The following is a 1,138-nucleotide window of genomic DNA, read 5'->3' as shown; positions in this document are numbered from 1 at the left end:
TCCAGCCAGAACCGCAGCGCGGAGATGATCTCCTCCTGGACCGCCGGGTTCTCGTAGTTGAGGTCCGGCTGGTGGGAGAAGAAGCGGTGCCAGTAGTACTCCTTGCGCACCGGGTCGAAGGTCCAGTTGGAGGCCTCGGTGTCGACGAAGATGATGCGGGCGTCCTGGTACTGGTCGTCCTTCTTGGCCCAGACGTAGTAGTCGCCGTAGGGGCCTTCGGGGTCGTTTCTGGACTCCTGGAACCACGGGTGCTGGTCGCTGGTGTGGTTCATGACGAAGTCGATGATGACGCGCATACCGCGTTGGTGGGCGGCGTCGACGAATTCGACGAAGTCGGCGAGGTCGCCGAACTCGGGGAGGACGGCGGTGTAGTCGGAGACGTCGTAACCGCCGTCGCGCAACGGCGACTTGAAGAAGGGGGGCAGCCAGAGACAGTCGACGCCGAGCCACTGGAGGTAGTCGAGTTTGGCGGTGAGGCCTTTGAGGTCGCCGACTCCGTCACCGTTGCTGTCCTGGAAGGAGCGGACGAGGACCTCGTAGAAGACGGCGCGTTTGAACCACTCGGGGTCCCGGTCCTTGGCGGGAGTGTCCTCGAAGGTGTCCGGGACAGGCTCATTGACGATCATGTTGTGGGTGACCCTCCGATCTGCGGGGTGGACGGTCGCAGGACGGTCAGAATGTGCGCGGGTCGAGTACCCGGTTCCAGGCGCACGTAGTTCGTCCTGCCCCATTGGTAGGTTTCGCCGGTGAGCTCGTCGCGTACCGGCACCGACTCGTGCCAGTCCAGGCCGAGTTGCGGCATGTCCAACGAGACCGTCGCCTCCTGGGTGTGGTGAGGGTCGAGGTTCACGACCACCAGAACCGTGTTCGATCCCCGCCGTTTCGAGTAGACGATCACCGCGTCCTGATCCGCGTGGTGGAAGTGCAGGTCGCGCAGCTGCCCAAGGGCCGGGCTGCGCCGTCGGATCGCGTTGAGCGTGGCAATCAATGGCGCGATGCTACGTCCGTCACGCTCCGCCGACTCCCAATCACGGATACGTAGTTGGTATTTCTCGGAGTCCAGGTATTCTTCGCTGCCCGCGCGCAGCGGGGTGTTCTCGCACAGTTCGTAGCCGCTGTAGATCCCCCAGGTCGGGGA

The 1,138-nt window shown here is 63.8% G+C and carries 1 protein-coding gene and 1 pseudogene; both read right to left on the bottom strand.

Translation table 11 applies throughout. The features are described from left to right. A partial coding sequence (locus ABZ855_RS48420; RefSeq protein ID WP_360820497.1) for an alpha-amylase family glycosyl hydrolase occupies positions 1 to 626 on the bottom strand: 626 nt, incomplete at its 3' end. Continuing rightward, positions 623 to 1,138, bottom strand: a pseudogene (locus ABZ855_RS48415) (alpha-1,4-glucan--maltose-1-phosphate maltosyltransferase); the annotation flags it as partial. The pseudogene ABZ855_RS48415 and the gene ABZ855_RS48420, both read right to left, overlap by 4 nt.

Source organism: Streptomyces sp. NPDC047042, assembly GCF_040644035.1.
In the GTDB taxonomy this organism is placed as follows: domain Bacteria; phylum Actinomycetota; class Actinomycetes; order Streptomycetales; family Streptomycetaceae; genus Streptomyces.
This window is presented reverse-complemented; position numbering and strand designations above follow the sequence as displayed.